At 45.3% G+C, this 17375-nt stretch carries 15 protein-coding genes; 11 read left to right on the forward strand and 4 right to left on the reverse strand.

The window, feature by feature from the left end; all coding sequences use genetic code 11:
- On the forward strand, window positions 1–276 hold a 276-nt coding region (locus QUB26_RS13535), incomplete at its 5' end, for a CHAT domain-containing protein (protein ID WP_333318409.1).
- A gap of 48 nt (window positions 277–324) precedes the next feature.
- On the opposite strand, the gene QUB26_RS13540 is transcribed toward QUB26_RS13535, so the two are convergent.
- Entirely contained in the window at window positions 325–2283 is a 1959-nt protein-coding gene (locus tag QUB26_RS13540) for a cation:proton antiporter domain-containing protein (RefSeq protein ID WP_333318412.1), read from the reverse strand.
- A 786-nt stretch (window positions 2284–3069) separates the two neighbouring features.
- Window positions 3070–4350: a GH25 family lysozyme gene (locus QUB26_RS13545; RefSeq protein WP_333318414.1), complete on the reverse strand. Its 1281-nt coding sequence runs from the start codon at window positions 4348–4350 to the stop codon at window positions 3070–3072.
- A gap of 113 nt (window positions 4351–4463) precedes the next feature.
- Here QUB26_RS13545 and QUB26_RS13550 point away from each other — a divergent pair, with 113 nt between their 5' ends.
- Together QUB26_RS13550 and QUB26_RS13555 are read left to right on the forward strand one after the other, a co-directional pair.
- Window positions 4464–4958 (forward strand): DUF427 domain-containing protein, encoded by a 495-nt coding sequence (locus QUB26_RS13550; RefSeq protein ID WP_333203908.1) that lies wholly within the window; start codon window positions 4464–4466, stop codon window positions 4956–4958.
- Window positions 4959–5377: 419 nt separating this feature from the next.
- Entirely contained in the window at window positions 5378–6487 is a 1110-nt protein-coding gene (locus QUB26_RS13555; RefSeq protein ID WP_333238049.1) for a diguanylate cyclase domain-containing protein, read from the forward strand.
- A gap of 59 nt (window positions 6488–6546) precedes the next feature.
- Here QUB26_RS13555 and QUB26_RS13560 read toward each other — a convergent pair whose 3' ends face one another.
- Window positions 6547–6786 (reverse strand): helix-turn-helix domain-containing protein, encoded by a 240-nt coding sequence (locus QUB26_RS13560; protein ID WP_190735342.1) that lies wholly within the window; start codon window positions 6784–6786, stop codon window positions 6547–6549.
- A 260-nt stretch (window positions 6787–7046) separates the two neighbouring features.
- The gene (locus QUB26_RS13565) at window positions 7047–8063 is read right to left on the reverse strand and encodes a methyltransferase domain-containing protein (RefSeq protein WP_333238052.1); all 1017 of its coding nucleotides are present in this window, start codon (window positions 8061–8063) and stop codon (window positions 7047–7049) included.
- Between the two features lie 583 nt (window positions 8064–8646).
- Here QUB26_RS13565 and trxB point away from each other — a divergent pair.
- The 8 genes from trxB (at window position 8647) to QUB26_RS13605 (ending at window position 17331) form a co-directional block, all read left to right on the forward strand.
- On the forward strand, window positions 8647–10017 hold the full coding sequence (gene trxB / locus QUB26_RS13570) for a thioredoxin-disulfide reductase (protein WP_333238054.1): 1371 nt from the start codon (window positions 8647–8649) through the stop codon (window positions 10015–10017).
- Between the two features lie 265 nt (window positions 10018–10282).
- Window positions 10283–11167, forward strand: coding sequence for an ABC transporter permease (locus QUB26_RS13575; RefSeq protein WP_333238056.1), 885 nt, complete (start codon window positions 10283–10285; stop codon window positions 11165–11167).
- A 169-nt stretch (window positions 11168–11336) separates the two neighbouring features.
- A complete protein-coding gene (locus QUB26_RS13580) occupies window positions 11337–12545 on the forward strand; it encodes an AAA family ATPase (protein WP_333318416.1) in 1209 nt (402 codons plus the stop codon).
- A 51-nt stretch (window positions 12546–12596) separates the two neighbouring features.
- Window positions 12597–13202 (forward strand): DUF4276 family protein, encoded by a 606-nt coding sequence (locus QUB26_RS13585; RefSeq protein ID WP_333238060.1) that lies wholly within the window; start codon window positions 12597–12599, stop codon window positions 13200–13202.
- A gap of 342 nt (window positions 13203–13544) precedes the next feature.
- A complete protein-coding gene (locus QUB26_RS13590; protein ID WP_333244525.1) occupies window positions 13545–13745 on the forward strand; it encodes a hypothetical protein in 201 nt (66 codons plus the stop codon).
- Window positions 13746–14000: 255 nt separating this feature from the next.
- A complete protein-coding gene (locus QUB26_RS13595; protein WP_223300711.1) occupies window positions 14001–14165 on the forward strand; it encodes a hypothetical protein in 165 nt (54 codons plus the stop codon).
- A 686-nt stretch (window positions 14166–14851) separates the two neighbouring features.
- Window positions 14852–16018, forward strand: a complete 1167-nt coding sequence (rpoD, locus tag QUB26_RS13600; protein ID WP_333054809.1) for an RNA polymerase sigma factor RpoD — start codon at window positions 14852–14854, stop codon at window positions 16016–16018.
- A gap of 221 nt (window positions 16019–16239) precedes the next feature.
- Window positions 16240–17331 carry an RNA-guided endonuclease TnpB family protein gene (locus tag QUB26_RS13605; protein ID WP_333238063.1) on the forward strand — a complete coding sequence of 364 codons (1092 nt, stop codon included), beginning with the start codon at window positions 16240–16242 and terminating at the stop codon, window positions 17329–17331.
- The last annotated feature ends 44 nt before the right edge of the window (window positions 17332–17375 follow it).

Consider the following 17375-nt stretch of genomic DNA (forward strand, 5'->3'; position numbering starts at 1 on the left):
TTGAGTGCTTGCAACACTGGAGAAGGCAGGATTACCGGGGATGGGGTGATTGGCTTGTCGCGCGCTTTGATTTCGGCAGGAGTACCGAGTGTGATTGTTTCTTTATGGGCGGTTCCCGATGCGCCGACATCGGAATTGATGCAGTCGTTTTATCAAAACTTGCAAAATAATCCCGACAAAGCACAGGCATTGCGGCAAGCAATGTTAGCCACGATGAAAACTCATCAAGAGCCGCGAAATTGGGCAGCATTTACTTTAATTGGGGAGGCAGAGTAAGGACGATCGCGACAAGCAGATTACAGAGTACGATCGGGATACAAACCCTTATCGCGAAACAGGCGGCTGCAAAATTTCATCCTCTGGAACTATTTTTGCTGACTCCAAAACCTCCTCTAAAACCGGAGAAGGAATCGGCACTTTCTCAACTACCGGATGCTTTTCCAAAGTCAAGCGAGACTGCGACGAACCAGACAACCTTTTCAATAATTGCGGTTTGCGATCGCACAGCAAATAAATAATTCGATCGCCCGCTTGCCAAATCTGGGTCGCCGACACTACTTGCAAGTACCCCTGCCTTTCCACCAGCAACGGCGCCAACTCCCCGGCTTTAACTAAAGCTTGTAAGTGAGCAATCTGAAACTGCAATCCCTCTGTTTTTAACTCAGTTTCCCCCAATTTCACTTCGCCGTCGATCAAATATTCGTTCCAATCCTTCAGCGACAAATCTGAGACAAAGGCTTGATTGATTTTACTCTGATTTACAGGTGTATTTGCTTGCGGATCTTTGGGAAATATTGCCAAAACTCTCGGCGGTGCAAACTCTTCGGCTGCTCGCTGAGCTAACACTAAGTTTACCTCACCGTTGTTAGTCATTGCCAAAAAAGTTCCCATCGAATCCAGTCCGGCTTCTTCTAACACGCTGTGATCCAGAGCACTGCTCAAAAACACCCGCAAACCTTCTCGTTCTGCTTGTGCACAAGCTTCCGGGTTCGTGTCGATAATTGCCACCGATTCTCCGCGTTCTTGAAACAAGCGAGCAATTAATCTGCTCAAAGGATTTGACCCCACAATTGCAGCACCGGTTGCAGATTTTGAGGTGACGCCCAAAAGTTGAGCCATCCGTCCGGCAGTTAGTCCCTGGACGAAAACTGTCATAATAATTGTTAGGAAAACTAAGGCTTTAATCGAGTCGCCGCCGTTGATTCCCCGCTGGGTGAGCAAAATTGCAAATAAAGATGCGATCGACGCTGAGACAATTCCCCTCGGCGCTACCCAACAAACAAATAATTTCTGCCGCCAATTCAGTCCGCTGTTCCAAGTACACACCCAAACGTTGATCGGTCGCACTACCCACATTAAAGCTAAAACTGTAAACAAACTTCCCCAACCGAGGGCGACCACACTAGCGAGGGATAAATCGGCCGCCAGCAGCACGAACAGCATGGAAATAGCCAGGACTGTGAGTTGACCTTTAAACCTCCTCAGCAGCCTTTCTTCTGGCACAGCAGCGGCTCTGAGGACGATGCCGGATACCACTGTTGCCATCAGTCCCGATTCGCTGCGGATTTCTTCTGCTAAGCCGAAAAATCCCCACAAACCAGCTAATACTACTAAGTTTTTGAGGTCTTCTGAGAGAAATTGCGATCGCTTGAGGATGAATCCCAGCAACCAACCTCCCGCAACTCCGACGAGTGCGCCAACGAAGAGTCGCACGATTAAATCTCGGAACAAAACCACCAAATCAGCATTGCCGTTTAAAATAATATTCAGCACCAATACTGCCAGAATTGCCCCGACTGGATCGATTAAAACGCCTTCTGCTTCTAGCAAGGCGGCAACTTGTTTGTCAACGGATACTTGTTTGAGCAAAGGGCCGATTACTGTCGGGCCTGTGACGACTACTAGAGAAGCATACAAAAATGCGATCGGCCAGGGAAATTCCCCCAACCAGTGTGCGGCCATTCCGCCGCCTATGAGCGTAATTAAAGTGCCTACGGTAACTAAATTGCGGATGCTGCCGGAAAGTTTGCCTAAATCTCGCAATTCCAAATTCAAGCCGCCTTCAAACAGAATTAAAGCTACGCAAAGCGATACCATAACTTCCAAACCGCTTCCCAGCAGATTGGGGTGCAGCACTCCCAAGCAGTCTGGGCCGGCTAAAATGCCAAAAAACAGCAAAAAGACGATCGCCGGAACTTTCAGATAAGCGGCGATAACTTGAGCGCTGATGCCACAGATGACGGTCATGACCATCAACTGGGTGATGTTAAAGGGGATTTCCATAGATATAATTGTTACAGGCTGCCCGCTCAGTTTTAAATGTTCGATCGCGGGTAATTTGAGTGCAGGCGCTATTTTCGGCGCAGCTTACAAACTCGGCACGGCCCTGGATTTTTCCCAATAAGATTAAAAAACCTTGATAGTCGCTATAACTTTATCAGATAATTCTCTTGGCGTCAAAGATGCGAGTAAGCTGTAGCTAAGCCAGAGATTGTCTGTTATTTTCCAGAGTCCGATGGGGATGCGGGCACAGAGGGAGAGGATTTGACGAATTTTGATGGGGAGTCAATCGATTTTAGATTTTAGATTTTAGATTTTAGATTAAAGAATTGAAGCATTGACCCCACGGATAAATTGGGGGGCGCCTTTATCGGATACAGGTTTTTTATTTCTGGACGGATGAATCCGGGGGCTTGTATCCTGGATGCTTTCGGTCAATCTCCAATCAAAAAGCTCACATCTCAAATCGATCGCCCCCAGACTCATCTTTAGAGTAGAGTTTCCATCTAAAAAACTCTGAAATCCCAAGATTCATCTGTAGAGTCAATCTAAAATCTAAAATTTAAAATCTAAAATCTAATCGATCGCCCTCAGACTCATCTTTAGAGTAGAGTTCCCATCTAATATTATGTCCGGTCGATTACCCCTAATACGGTAGGGGCGGGTTCACCAACAATACCGGCCAATAATTGACCATCTCAAAAACCCGCCCTTTTAATCGCGGTCACTCGATCCGACATGATATAAAATCTAAAATCGCAAGATTCATCTTTAGACTCAATCTACAATCTATAATCGACTGGCATTCTGCCACCTGCGAAAAAACTCCGATAGAATGGCCTGCGAAATTCGCCCTTCCAGCCAATCTAAAGCCTGGTTTTGCTGGGGTGCTGCCCGATAAAATTTGCACGCATCTATCAGCCGAATCGGAGAATTAGTGACAGTTGATTGAGCTCGCCATTTTTGTGCAAACTCGTTAATAATAGCCGGAGAAAGTTGTTTTTGCAGCCAATCTAAAGCTTGGTCTTGTTGTGCCAAACCGCGATAAAATTTGCCCACATCTATCAATCGCAAATTACTATCTTGAGGTAAGGTAGTCGCCCGCCATTTTTGAGCAAATTCCCCTAAAACAGAGGTAGAAACTTGACTTTGCAGCCAAATTAAGGCTGTATCTTGGCTAGCCTTAGCTTGATAAGACGAGAATACCTGAGTCAGCCGCACGTCTGAGATGGGAGTGGGAGTTGGAGTTGGAGTCGGCTGCGGGACGGGTGTCGGCGCTGGAGGAGGGACAATTACTTTGGGAGATTTTCGCATCAAAGCGGCCCAGGTTTTGAGGCTGGCAATGCCGTCTGGATTGAGACCTTGAGATTTCTGAAACGAGATGAGCGCCGCTGTGGTGGTAGCTCCAAATTTAGCGTCCATCGCGCCTTGATAGAAACCTTTAATTCTTAATTCCCTTTGGATGTCTGCAACTTTATAACTTTGGGCGCCTTCTCGGACGCTTTCATAAATATTGGTGTCTACATTGCCCGATACGCCGGAGACACTGCCGCTGTCGCTGTACTGCCAAAAAGTCCAAGTTTTCCAGCCGCCGGGCACCCAAGGTTTCTCAGCAGTGGTATAGTGAGCAATCCACAGTGGGTAATCGGCAAACCGTTTTGTCCCCAGGTTGTCCCAGAAACCGGGGTAGGTGTAGATAATCGGCCGCATCAACGTGGCTTTTTCGACTGCTTCTAACCAAATTGCGGCTCGATCGCACAATTGATCCGCACTCAAACCGCCTGTAGTTTCCACATCCAAGACTGGCGGCAAATCCCCCGGTTCGAGTTTTACAGTTTTCAAGAACAAATCTATTTGTCCTTGAATGCTGCTTGCCGGTCGAAAAAAGTGGTAAGCGCCGCGTTGAATCCCCGCAGCTTTCATGGCCGCCCAATTGCGGGCGAAAGTTTGGGCAACGAACGTTGCACCCTCGGTCGATTTGACAAAACTGAAGGTAATACCATCCCTGGCAACTGCTGGCCAATTGACATTGGGCTGGTAGTCGGAAACATCTATACCGCGAATACTCATATGACGAAGAGTTGAGAAAAGCTGGTTTGCTCTGAAGCAGCGACTCGATTAAGGGTACATTAAATTGTAATGCTAAGTCGCTAATTGTTTTTTTTGCAGGGGAGATAGTGCAAATGAACTTCGATCGAATAGAGCCCGGCCCTGGTCAAGAGTCTGTTTGGGATTACCCACGTCCCCCTCGGCTTGAGGAATCGACCAAACACGTACAGATAATTTTTAATGGAGTGACGATCGCCGACACGCGCCGTCCTCAGAGGGTATTGGAGACAAGCCACCCTCCTGCCTACTATATCTGCCCCGATGACATCAAAATGGAATATTTGCACAAAACTTTACGAGGTTCTTGGTGCGAGTGGAAGGGACAAGCCGGTTATTACACTGTGACGGTAGAGTCGAAAGAAGTAGTAAATGCTGCTTGGTTTTATCCCAATCCTAATCAGGTTTTTGCAGCTATTAAAGATTATGTGGCTTTTTATCCGAGCAAGATGGATGCCTGTTATGTGGACGGGGAATTAGTGCAATCTCAACCAGGGGATTTTTACGGCGGCTGGATTACCAAAGATATTGTCGGCCCGTTTAAGGGAGGGCCAGGAACTTGGGGGTGGTGAGGGAGTTTTGAGTTTTCAGTTTTGAGTTTTCAGTTTTGAGTTGAGAACAGCGACAGAAACCACGTCTTTTTATTTAAACATCGTTACAGCTTTGACCCAGGTTTAAATAAAAACCAGGTTTCTTGAGTGTGTGAGCGCCTTGAATGAGTTAAGGAATGGCTCTGAAATCTTTTTCTTACGACGCAAAAAGCCAACAGTAAAAAAATGAATAATAATTAATTCAATAGCTTTCTAATTGAGTGAGGATGAATCAATGTAATGCAATGCAGGCAAGGCAGAAGCTAACGCAGCCGCTTATCCCTTGATATAAACAGTGTAGTCAAGAATACAGTGACTGTTCATAAATAAATGTTAGTATAAGTTAATATCTGACACTAGCTTTGTTGCTTCTTTATTATTTATTTATTCGGATCTGTGCTGTGTCTGTTGAATTTATTGAGCCGTCCAACTCGCCAGAAAACTCACCCAAAAATTTATCTTTAGAGTCTACTCTTAAGGATCTGGCTCTATTCAATTTTCAGGTTGACTCCTCATATCTAGCCAAAGAAGTAGCCCGGTTTTTTCAATCTCACCCGCTGCTTCCGGGAGTTATCTTAACCGTAAATGGAGAATTTTTAGGGATGATATCGCGTCGGCGATTTATGGAACGCATGAGCCGCCCTTACGGAGTAGATATATTTGCTTGCAGACCGATTATAGCCTTGTATCAAATAGCTCAAACCGATAGTTTGATTTTACCAGGAGTAGCCTTAATTGTCATGGCAGCTCAGCGCTCCGTGCAGCGACCGCCGGAACTACTTTACGAGCCGATTGTGGTGCAGTTAGAACCTCAAGTTTACCGACTTTTAGACGTGCATCAACTCTGGGTAGCTTTATCCCAAATTCACCAAGAAGCTACTTGGTCTATGAGCGAACTTTATTACAATTTATCAGTCACACAATCCGAGTTAGAAGCAGCTAATTCTCAATTAAAAGCAGCTAATTCAGAATTGTATCGCCTTGCTAACTTAGATGGCTTAACTCAGATTGCCAACCGCCACTGTTTTAACGAATACTTACAAAAAGAATGGCAAGAATTGGGAGAATCTGCGGCAGAAATATCTTTGATTTTATGCGATGTTGACTTTTTTAAGATATACAACGATACTTACGGACATCAGGCGGGAGATGCTTGCTTGCAGCAGGTAGCCAAAACTATTGTTGAGGCTGTACATTACTCCGCAGGCGCAGTTTCCGGGGAGACTCTGGTGGCTCGTTACGGAGGTGAAGAATTTGCGGTAGTTTTACCCCGCACTTCGTCTGAAATAGCTGTTTGGATTGCAGAGCAAATTCGAGTTTGGGTAAAAGAACTAGAAATCGAACACATTAATTCAGCGGTGTGTTCTTTCGTGACGCTGAGTTTGGGGGTAGCGAGCACGTTTCCTCAGCCCGAAACTTCTCAGGAAAACCTACTTGCAGCGGCAGACCGCGCGCTTTATCATGCTAAAGACCTAGGGCGCGATCGAGTAATTTTAGATTTTAGATTTTAGATTTTAGATTGGAAAAAGCGATCCACGGATTTATCCGTGGGCTTGTTTAATGGTTTCGATCACAGATTGTCTGGCAAATCGCCGATCGACCTGCCGATGCTAGCCAGCAATTTCTCCAAAGCTTTCATCTGCTTGACCGTGAACGTGGGTACATTCTTCCCCAACTCCCAACGACTGATGGTTTGCGACGAAACGCCAAGCTCTCGCGCCAAATCTTCCTGACTCATCTCCAGTTCTTCCCTGAGCTTCTTCAAATGCGACTCTTCATTTTCAGGTCGCGGAACGGGCTTTTTCGGCATATCCTCGATCGCACATTTTTTATATAAGATGCTTAAGCATCTTGACTAAACAATAAATTGATTAGACAATTTTAGAAAGGAGCATGAATCGATTATGCCTTACCAACAGCGTCTGAATTCCTAAATTATTGTTTGCCTGCTTCCCAATTGACAATAGAAGCGTCGTGGATAGGTTCCGCAGTTGGTCGGATTTGGACAAGTATTTAGCCTGAAGGTGTGCAATACTGCGTAGAAAATTTGATCGGACGATCGCCCCGTGCCTACAAAGACTCGCACCAAGCACGTTCTGCCGTCCAGTGTCTGTCTGAAGATTCATAAATCCTCAACCCATCCAACCCGGCATTTTGGATCATCTCCTCAACTTCATCCAGCGTAAATGCTGCTTGCAACGAATCGCTGAATAACTGTTTCTGATGCGCGTTGCAATCTCCCGCATACAGATTGACTAAATTATCCCTGATTTCCGCTTTTTCCGGCCGCAGCAAATCCCGCAAAAAAATTGCTCCCTGCGGCTTCAACACCCGCTTGACTTCCTGCAAAAACGGCAGCGGATCGGGCAAATGGTGGATAATGCTGTTGGAAATCACCATGTCAAAATAGTTGTCTGGATACGGCATGGCTTTAGCATCGATTAATTCTAGATTGATTTGCGATCGCACGCCGGCCTTTTCCACATTTTGGGCCCCAACTTTCAGCATATTTGCCGACAAATCAATGCAAGTCAATTTCCATGCTGGCCGGAGTTGACAAAGTGCGATCGGAATTCTCGCCGTACCCGTGCCCGCATCCAAAACGTTTCCAAAAACCGGCCCCAACGCCGCAGCACTCTGAGCAAAAGCAGCATTAACCTCAGTAAAGTCCATCGAATCGTATTCGATCGCCTCTTCCAAGGAATCCATCACTTCCGGTTCCAAAACTCGCTGCATAAAATTTATCTCGTTATCTGGCATTTCCATATAGGGGTTCAGTTTTGCCTGCAAAAGCTCGACTAACTCCGGTTCCATATATTCGTAATTGTCCGGGATTTGCAGGCAAATAACTTTCTTGCCTTCGAGACTTTCGGGAAATTTGCTGCGAAGTCGATCGCCATGCTTCTTCTCCATCACAAATATCCAATCTGCCCAGCCCAGCAAACCCTCAGTTACTCTAATTCTTGCACCTTTTTCCGTTCCCGCCGATCGCACGCTGTAGCCGCTAAGATTCTCGCATATCTTCTCAGCAGTCAAACTTCTCCACTTATTCTGACTGCACACAAACAATATCTTGATTTTATCCATTCAGACACAAATAGAAAATTCTATTTTATCGTGGCACGGGCGTCCCGCCTGTGCTTCCAAAGCGGTTAAAAATTTCCTTCTAATTTCCCCCCCTTGCACCTTGCATACCACAAATACTGTATTTTGTCAAAAATGGCAAAATCTGCGTTACAATTCTTAAACCATCAAATGCGGATTTTGCATAAAAAATTGTACTTATTACATTTGCGAATTCGTTAATTTTACCATTTTAAAAGCTTTCAGCGTCAAAAACTAAAATTAGTCATAATGCCCCTGGATTGTGAAAATCGTACCACAAGCCTCAAAGCAAGTAAATAGGTAAAATAATTGAGAATGAAGTCAATAATTTTGGTCGTCTTTAGATTTTCTTAAGATTTCAGCCCTTAAAATAGATCGAACATTTAAAACTAAATCGACTTTTAGATTGTTTTTGCTTATTAAAGTAGCTGGAATTGCCCCAAAGACCGATCGACCCTCAAGATATAGATACAGGTGGTCGATCGCACAATGGCATCCAACCAAACTCGATCGAACTCTGCTAGAATTAGTAAAACGAAGTCGTTATGAGTTTAATTAAATAGCTATGACCAACGAAACCGTAGAAAACCTAGTAATTATCGGCTCAGGCCCAGCAGGCTACACAGCAGCAATCTACGCCGGGAGAGCAAACCTGAAACCCGTAGTCTTTGAAGGCTACCAAATGGGAGGCGTCCCCGGCGGTCAACTGATGACCACCACAGAAGTCGAAAACTTCCCTGGCTTTCCCGAAGGCATCACCGGGCCGCAACTGATGGATCGGATGAAAGCTCAAGCAGCGCGCTGGGGTGCAGAATTATACACAGAAGATGTAACTTACGTAGATTTGACGAAGCGTCCGTTTACAGTGCGATCGGAAGACAGAGAAATCAAAACCCACACCATAGTAATCGCTACAGGCGCGACGGCGAAAAGGCTGGGGCTGCCTAGCGAACACGTATTTTGGAGTCACGGCATTTCGGCCTGTGCGATTTGCGACGGCGCTACCCCAATTTTTAAAGGAGTAGACTTAGCTGTAATCGGCGCGGGCGACACCGCAGCGGAAGAATCTATTTATTTGACAAAATACGGCTCTCACGTACATATGCTGGTGCGGCGCGATCAAATGCGCGCCAGCAAAGCCATGCAAGACCGAGTGCTGAGCAATCCAAAAATTACCGTGCACTGGAACACTGAAGCAGTGGATATTTTGGGCGAAGCGGGCGGGAAAATGGACGGGGTGAGAATTAGAAATATCCAGACCGGCGCCGAAAGCGATTTGCTGGTGAAAGGATTGTTTTACGCGATCGGTCACACTCCCAACACTCAACTGTTCCAAGGTCAGCTAGAACTCGACGAAGTAGGCTATATCGCCACCAAACACGGTTCGGTAGAAACCAGCGTCGAGGGAGTTTACGCCGTCGGCGACGTACAAGACCACGAGTTTCGCCAAGCAATCACCGCGGCCGGCAGCGGTTGTATGGGTGCGATGCTGGCAGAACGTTGGCTGTCAGTTAACGGTTTAACGCAGGAATTCCATCAAACCGAGGAATCCGAGCAACCCACAGCAGCGCCGGAAACTCAAAAAGTACGCAAAACCAGCGAGAACTTTGATATCAACGACACGCGCCACGAAGGAGGTTATGCTTTGCGGAAGTTGTTCCACGATAGCGATCGACTGATTGTGGTCAAATATGCCTCTCCGAGTTGTGGGCCTTGCCACAGCCTCAAGCCGATTTTGAGCAAAGTAGTAGATGAGTTCGATGGCAAAATCCACTACGTGGAAATTGACATCGAAGAAGATCCTGAAATTGCTGAAAATGCTGGCGTGATTGGTACGCCGACGATTCAGTATTTCAAAGACAAAGATTTGGTAGCTGAGCTCAAGGGAGTTAAGCCGAAAAGCCAGTACCGCGAGTTAATTGCCAGTAATTTGTAGGAATTCGATCGATTTTAGATTGGAGGTGTGCCAAGAGAGATTTTTCCTAAACTCAACTTGTGTCCCACCTGCCAAAAACCCGGTTTCTCCCCTGCGCGCCAGTCTCGTGCAGGGGAGAAACCGATTTTTTTGTAGCCCCATCGCGCGAAAAAACCCGGTTTGTCACGAGTGTTTGGCGAATGAGAAAGAGGATTTTTGACCGTTCCGGGTTTTTTCGCCTGAGTGCTACTAAAATCGAAAAGTCTTATATAGGTCGATCGTCATTATGGCTCAAAGCCGCCTCCGACTGCCGCGATTTCTCAACAGTGCCTCACCGTCAAGCCTGTCCATGAAAATGATGTGGGCAGGTTTGACAATAACTGCCGTGTTTATATTGGTAGCAACCTTGTCTCCAGCTATGCAAGCTTGGGGATGGCTGCAAAATCCTACCGAGGCTTTGATTAACCCCATCCACGAACCGCCGTCGGCGAATTATTGGTTTGGTACTAGCCGCAGTGGCTACGATGTGTTTTCCCGCACGCTGTTTGCTTCTCGCGCGGCTTGGCAAGTGGTAATTTTAGCCACTGCTTTGAGTTTGTTTATCGGTGTGCCGCTGGGTTTGGTTAGCGGTTATTTGGGCGGTAAGCTCGATCGAGTGTTGTTATTTTTAATGGATACAATTTATACTTTGCCGGGGCTGCTACTTTCTCTGACGCTAGCATTTGTAGTGGGAAAAGGAGTTTTGAATGCTGCGATCGCCCTGAGCATTTCCTACATCCCTCAATACTACCGCGTCGTCAGGAATCACACCGTCAGCGTCAAAACCGAATTGTTTGTCGAAGCGGCGCGAGCAATGGGTGCCGATACTTGGACAGTGCTTTCGCGCTACCTGTTTCTGAATGTGATTCAGAGCGTACCTGTGCTGTTTGCGCTCAACGCGGCCGATGCAATTTTAACATTAGGAGGTTTGGGATTTCTCGGATTAGGGCTTCCCGAAGCAACTCCCGAATGGGGACACGACTTGCGTTTAGCTTTAGATGCGCTACCTACTGGCATTTGGTGGACGGCTTTGTTTCCCGGTTTGGCGATGACTTTAATGGTAGTGGGACTATCTTTGGTGGGGGAAGGATTAAACGAATTTGTCAACCCTCGCCTGCGGAATCAGCAGTAATCAGTCTCGCGCTTAAATTAAGTTCACAGTCAGGACTTGAGTTTTTTCTTCTTCTCTTTTCTTCCTTCGCGCCCTAGCGCTTACGCGCGGCTTCGCCTAACGCGTCTTCGCGGTTCGTTAAAGGAGAAATTAGGAGGAAAAAAACCCAGATTATAATTGAGGAGGTGAAATGATGAAAAATATTCCCCGTATTGAATATCTCAAAGTCCAAAATTACCGTGCTTTGAACAATCTCGAACTCAAAAATCTCACCCCCTTAACAGTCTTCTTAGGCCCAAACGGTAGCGGAAAGTCAACTATTTTCGATGTTTTCGCTTTCCTATCCGAATGTTTTACCGAAAGCCTAAGAAAAGCCTGGGATAGACGGGGCAGATTTCGAGAATTACGCACCAGAGACAGCGAAGGCTGCATTATCATTGAATTAAAATATCGAGAGACATCCGCATCGCCTTTAATTACCTATCATCTCGCTATAGATGAAGAAAATAATCGTCCCTTCATTGCTGAAGAATGGTTGCATTGGCGACGCGGACAATCGGGAAAAGGAAAACCCTTTCGTTTTTTAGACTTCAAAAAAGGGGAAGGACAAGTCATTAGTGGTGAAAGTCCTGATGAAGAAGGTGAAAGGATAACCGAAAAACTAGAATCATCTGAATTTTTAGCAGTAAATACATTAGGACAATTTGCCAAACATCCCCGTGTTAGTGCATTAAGACGTTTTATTACAGGCTGGTATTTATCATATTTAACCGCAGATCATACCCGCAGCCTTACCGAAGCAGGTGCACAGGAAAGATTGTCCGCCACGGGGGATAATTTACCAAATGTTATCCAATACCTCAAGGAACAACATCCCCAACGGTTAGAAGAAATATTAAAAACCCTTTCCGTTCGTATTCCACGCCTCGAAAAAGTCGAAGCATCAATCATGCAGGATGGCAGACTTTTGTTGGAAATTAAAGATGCTCCTTTTTCTCATCCAATTCTGGCAAAATTTGCCTCCGATGGTACCTTAAAGCTCTTAGCTTATTTGATAGTATTATTTGACCCAAATCCCCCGCAGTTAGTGGGGATAGAAGAACCAGAAAATCATTTACATCCGAGATTATTACCTCAGCTTGCAGAAGAATGTCGTTCTGCTTCTGCGAATACTCAATTAATGGTGACAACGCATTCTCCCTTTTTTGTGGATAGTTTGAAGCCAGAGGAATTATGGGTATTATATCGAGATGAGAAAGGTTTTACTCAAGCAAAAAGAACCGCAGATATGCAGGGAGTAAAACAATTTATGGAACACGGTGCCTTACTGGGTTCGCTGTGGATGGAAGATTTCTTTGAGGTGGGAAATCCGCTTAAAAATGCGGGTGCACCGCAATGATTTTAACTTTAAAATTAAGAGTAGGTGAGGATTTTGCATCTTGAGTTTTTAGTGGAAGAAGCATCACTAGAATCAGCTTTAACCCAGATTTTACCCAAAATATTGCCATCGACTGTTACCTATAAAATTCATGCTTTTCGAGGGAAAACCGATTTACTGGCTAAATTGCCTAACCGTTTGAAAGGTTATCAAGCATGGCTTCCGCCTGATTGGAAAATTGTTATTTTAATAGATGAAGATCGAGAAGATTGTATAAAATTAAAACAACACCTAGAAATAATAGCAATATCATCGGGATTTATCACTAAATCTTCCTGTCAAAAAGATAAATCATTCCAAGTCTTAAATCGAATTGTAGTTGAAGAATTAGAAGCGTGGTTTTTCGGCGATGTTGAAGCAATTCGCCAAGCTTACCCTAAAGTCTCTCCCAATTTAGCTACTCAAAAAAAATATCGAGAGCCTGATGCTATCAAAGGAGGCACCTGGGAGGCTTTAGAAAGAGTATTACGGAACGCTGGATACCATCAGGGAGGACTAGAAAAATATAAAGCCTCTAGCGAAATTTCTAAATATATGAATCCTGAATCAAATCTCTCTAAAAGCTTCAAAGTCTTTTATCAAGGTTTATTAGAAATCATCAATAGTAAGCAGGTATAATCAACTTTATAGACAATTTTCGCTCTCGTCATTGCTGAGCTAGGAGCCAGGAATGATTTAGAGATCAAACCTAGATCAGCGCTTTCTGATGACACGCTGTAAATAATAACAAAATTTTGAGCATCGCACCAGCGTCCTACCCCTCCACATCTTTAAGCGCATCCTGCGGTTTAGGCATTCTCTCACAATAGCAAGCACATCGCTAACTGGGTAAATTTTTCTTCCCTGGCGGAGTTATTATCTGCTGGTAGTTGCATCAACGTCCGCTGGGGATTTTTTTGCGTCTGCTTGAAATTATCAAGACAATTCTGGAATGCTATCTAAATTTAATTAAAGGGGTTTATGGAATCTTCACACTGTCACGATATATTTAAAGGAATCGTGAAGTTATACTTCCGGGAGATGTCGAATTGTATTGTTTGTGAGACAGTGCGATCGCGTAAGTGCGAACCGAAAGCCAAAAATTTTAGAGAAGTCCACAGCCGAGAGTTGCGCGGCGGGTTAACTCTCAGTAGAATTTATCCTGGTGGTTTTTGCCACTGACGGGACAAACTCGAGTCGAACTGCTTAAATAAGAATGTGACGTTAAGAACTTAATGTGATTTAACGTCAAAATTAAAGCCAATTTCTGAGATTTGAGCTAACTTAACAATGAAAGCCCCTGTTGCACTACTCAACCCGCAACGCTTCATAGGGGGTCAGAGTCGGTCTCTAATCCAGAGTGGCCGGCTTAAAACTAAAGCTACGAGCTTTATTCAATCGCAGATTGCGTATGATTCAATTCAGGGAAACAGGGTAATGATGGGTGTATCTACACGGATTGTATTGGTTCCAATTTGGGCAACTCAAAAATTGTCTGCTAACTGTCTGGCCAACTACGCCGCAGCCGTTCACCCAGATATACGCAGAAAACAGCGCCGTTCGATCGTGCCAAAGTTTTTGCGGGCCGTTCTCAGGATTTAGCAGAGCTGGACATGAGTTAGTATTGTCAAGCTAAGCTGACAGAGTTTTCCTAGTTCTTGACAAACAATGGAAAACAACTTCCATTTTTTGTGAGAAAGGCTACAATCGGGAAGGTCTTGGCAAGATCCGATTCTCCCCTTTTGGTGCTTCAACCCTCTGCTGTTGCATTTGAGGCAGCAGACCGACATCCAAGGTGGCGAAAATTTGCCGTGCAACTGTCATGTCTGACAACCAGAGTGAAAGCAAGGCGAATCAAAAGTTCGATACCTCCAATACAAAAGTTAGAGGGTTCCGTGCGGGAAAACTTGTACGGGTAAAAGCTCGAAGTACCGAGTAAAAAAGCCAGTATTTTTGGAAGTGCGATCGATCGCACTTCATGGTTTGCTTCTGTGGGCAAGGTATCGCAGGTGATGTGGTAACTCGTTCCGAAAGAAAAAGCCGCTAGCTCAATTCAAGGTCGCGATGTTAAAATTTGCGATCGATTGAATGCGCTGCCTGCTTCAAACCAGAACTCGAACCGTGACTCATAAAACAGGTGCAGTTTCGGTAACAGATTCAGCTAGCAGACCGAAAATCCCACTATTTTTTCCTGCGGGAATGTCAATACTGGCTAACTTGTCTAAACTACAAACAGACACTATTCCACTGTTATTTATTCTTTAATTCAGGAGCATGAGGAAGACGGCATGATCCAGGCTAACACCGTACTCGCAACCACAATTACACCGGAAATGGAAACACTCGAGTTGCTTCGGGGCGCCGAAAGCGTTCTACCTGAGAGCGAGTTGGAACTCTTTATCGACGAAGAAGACGATCGAGAAGAATTCTTAGACTCTCAATCTGAGGACGACACTAAAGCTGGCAAAGGCGCCAAAGCCCGCCGTCGGGCACAGGCAAAGAAAAAGCATTATACTGAAGACTCTATTCGTCTTTACCTGCAAGAAATCGGTCGGATTCGACTGCTGCGAGCTGACGAAGAGATTGAACTAGCGCGCAAGATTGCAGATTTGCTGGAATTAGAGCGAGTTCGAGAACAACTGCTCGAAGAGTATAACCGCGAACCCAAAGACAGCGAATGGGCGAATGCTGTAGATATGGCACTTCCTGCATTCCGTCACCGACTCCACGTCGGCCGTCGGGCTAAGGAAAAAATGGTGCAATCAAACCTGCGTTTGGTGGTGTCGATCGCCAAAAAATACATGAATCGCGGTTTGTCTTTCCAAGATTTGATTCAGGAAGGCTCTTTGGGTCTGATCCGGGCCGCTGAAAAATTCGATCACGAAAAAGGCTACAAGTTTTCTACCTACGCAACTTGGTGGATACGTCAAGCCATCACCCGGGCAATCGCCGACCAATCGCGCACTATCCGCCTACCTGTTCACCTTTACGAAACCATTTCGCGGATCAAGAAAACTACCAAACTCCTGTCTCAGGAAATGGGTCGCAAGCCTACGGAAGAAGAAATTGCTACCCGCATGGAAATGACGATCGAGAAGTTGCGGTTCATTGCTAAGTCCGCACAGTTGCCAATCTCTCTAGAAACTCCGATCGGCAAAGAGGAAGACTCACGTCTGGGAGACTTTATTGAATCTGACGGGGAAACGCCAGAAGATCAAGTCTCGAAAAACCTGCTCAGGGAAGACTTGGAAAGCGTTTTGGATACTCTCAGCCCCCGCGAACGGGATGTACTGCGGCTGCGTTACGGCTTAGATGACGGACGGATGAAGACCTTGGAGGAAATTGGTCAAATCTTTAACGTCACTCGTGAGCGGATTCGCCAAATCGAGGCTAAAGCTCTGCGGAAGTTGCGCCATCCCAACCGGAACAGCATCTTGAAAGAATATATCCGCTAGAGTAATTTGCTAGCATCACCCGAAAGAGTGATAATCACTCTTTTGGGGGGGGAACCCCCCGACCCGGTTTGATCTATAGCTGTTAAATTTTGTGCTGCTAACTGCAGGGAGCAATTGGCTATTTGTGGCCCAAATCGCGCTGCCAAAATTTAGGGAGCAAGACTTAAGTGCCAAACAGTTTTCTAAACTTATCCATAGTTAATCACCCTTGAGGAAGTTTTATGTTTGCCGTCAAACGAGCGCTCAAATTAAATAACAAGGAAGCGACTTTGATGGCAAAACACGCAGGATTCCGGCGCGTAGTATTCAACTTTGGGTTAAGCTTGCGGACTCAAATGTATGGCGAGGGACAATTTACAGACTCGAAGGTGCTCAAGGAAGTCAAAAAAGTTCTCACCAACTACGTCAAGAAGCAGCCTGAATTCGGCTGGATGAACCAGTTGTCTAGCCGAGTTTACCAAAATGCCTTAATCGATCTAAAAGAGGCGTTTAGTCGGTATCGCTCTGTCCAAGCAGGTCATCCAAGATTCGCTAGTCGCCGAGACGGTCAATCTTTTACAGTTGATTCGTCTAACGGCAAAGTTTTGCTAACCGCTGGCAGCACTATTAAGATTCCTACGTTGGGAACTTTTCGACTTTTTGAACCCTTAGAGTGTAGCTTCATCTCTCAAACTTTCACGATTTCAAAAGAAGGAAGTCGTTGGTTTGTCTCATTCTGCGTTGATGCTGAGCGTCTACCTGTTCAGCAGTCTGAAAGTTCGGTAGGAATTGATGTCGGCATTAATTCTTTTGCCACGCTATCAACTCAGCAGGTATTTAATGCACCAAAACCCTTAAAGCAAGCGAAAACCAAGCTTGCCACTTTACAACGCAAAGCCTCTAAGCAGGTAAGAGGCTCTCAAAACCAGCGCAAAACCTACAATAAAATTAGTCAACTCCATGCAGGGATAGCTCGCATTCGTTTAGATTTTCTCCACAAGTTGACAACTTATTTAGCTAAAACTTTCAAGCTAATTAAGATTGAAAACTTGAACGTTCAAGGAATGATGGCGAATCATAAGTTAGCAGGGGCAATATCTGACCTCGGCTTCTACGAATTTAAACGTCAACTCGACTACAAGTGCCAAATGTATGGAGCTAGCTTAGTGTTGGTAGACCAGTGGTTTTCTAGCACTAAGACTTGTTCTAATTGTGGCATAAAAAAAGATATGCCACTAAGCGTTCGGACTTTTGACTGTCCTGCTTGTGGCATATCTTTGGATCGTGATTTTAACGCGAGCCTGAACATTTTAAATTGGGAACCCTCGGCTTGAGGGGGATAGCCTACTTATCTTGGGATTAGCCGTCTACCCAACAG

This window comes from Microcoleus sp. B4-C1 (assembly GCF_036705285.1).
Classification (GTDB): Bacteria; Cyanobacteriota; Cyanobacteriia; order Cyanobacteriales; family Microcoleaceae; genus Microcoleus.

Coding starts and splice junctions, on each gene's coding strand:
- trxB (WP_333238054.1), top strand. CDS start 8,647: ATGACCAACGAAACCGTAGAAAACCTAGTAATTATCGGCTCAGGCCCA.
- QUB26_RS13590 (WP_333244525.1), top strand. CDS start 13,545: ATGGAATCTTCACACTGTCACGATATATTTAAAGGAATCGTGAAGTTA.
- QUB26_RS13565 (WP_333238052.1), bottom strand. CDS start 8,063: ATGGATAAAATCAAGATATTGTTTGTGTGCAGTCAGAATAAGTGGAGA.
- QUB26_RS13545 (WP_333318414.1), bottom strand. CDS start 4,350: ATGAGTATTCGCGGTATAGATGTTTCCGACTACCAGCCCAATGTCAAT.
- QUB26_RS13605 (WP_333238063.1), top strand. CDS start 16,240: ATGTTTGCCGTCAAACGAGCGCTCAAATTAAATAACAAGGAAGCGACT.
- rpoD (WP_333054809.1), top strand. CDS start 14,852: ATGATCCAGGCTAACACCGTACTCGCAACCACAATTACACCGGAAATG.
- QUB26_RS13540 (WP_333318412.1), bottom strand. CDS start 2,283: ATGGAAATCCCCTTTAACATCACCCAGTTGATGGTCATGACCGTCATC.
- QUB26_RS13595 (WP_223300711.1), top strand. CDS start 14,001: ATGATGGGTGTATCTACACGGATTGTATTGGTTCCAATTTGGGCAACT.
- QUB26_RS13580 (WP_333318416.1), top strand. CDS start 11,337: ATGATGAAAAATATTCCCCGTATTGAATATCTCAAAGTCCAAAATTAC.
- QUB26_RS13560 (WP_190735342.1), bottom strand. CDS start 6,786: ATGCCGAAAAAGCCCGTTCCGCGACCTGAAAATGAAGAGTCGCATTTG.
- QUB26_RS13550 (WP_333203908.1), top strand. CDS start 4,464: ATGAACTTCGATCGAATAGAGCCCGGCCCTGGTCAAGAGTCTGTTTGG.
- QUB26_RS13575 (WP_333238056.1), top strand. CDS start 10,283: ATGGCTCAAAGCCGCCTCCGACTGCCGCGATTTCTCAACAGTGCCTCA.